Raw genomic sequence first — 432 nt, forward strand, 5'->3', positions numbered from 1 at the left:
AACTGGCGAAGGGGGCGTACCACCGTATCCTGCCAGTGCTGCGAGGCGCGCTGCAGCCGGGCCAGGCCCTCGGCATCCAGGGCGCAGTTGCGGCGATCCAGCCAGAGCGCCGTCAGCACCAGACAGACGTCGGCGCCGGCCTCTTGCAGACGCAAACAGGCGCCTTCCACGCTGGGCCGCGCGTATACTGCCAACGCGAATTCCCACAGGTCCTCTTGCATGTCCGCCTCCCCGTTCGTGGGTGGTGGAGCTGCTACACTCCGCCGCCATGATCCGACTACAGAACCTTACTCTACAGCGTGGTCCCCAGCGTCTGCTCGAAAGCGCTGACCTGACCCTGCATCCCGGCCAGAAAGCCGGTCTGATCGGTGCCAATGGCGCCGGTAAATCCAGTCTCTTCGCCCTGCTGCGCGGGCAGCTCGGGGCCGATGC

General features: G+C 66.4%; 2 protein-coding genes. One reads left to right on the plus strand and one right to left on the minus strand.

Translation table 11 applies throughout. The features are described from left to right. Positions 1-221 (minus strand): TIGR02444 family protein (locus tag FS767_RS21625; protein ID WP_144968154.1); only part of this gene is annotated, 221 nt, incomplete at its 3' end. Positions 222-268: 47 nt separating this feature from the next. Between FS767_RS21625 and FS767_RS21630 the strand changes: the two genes are divergently transcribed. Continuing rightward, positions 269-432, plus strand: a 164-nt coding sequence (locus FS767_RS21630; protein ID WP_144968156.1) for an ATP-binding cassette domain-containing protein, incomplete at its 3' end; no start/stop codon positions are given.

Source organism: Pseudomonas sp. DE0010 (assembly GCF_007680745.1).
Classification (GTDB): domain Bacteria; phylum Pseudomonadota; class Gammaproteobacteria; order Pseudomonadales; family Pseudomonadaceae; genus Aquipseudomonas; species Aquipseudomonas parafulva_B.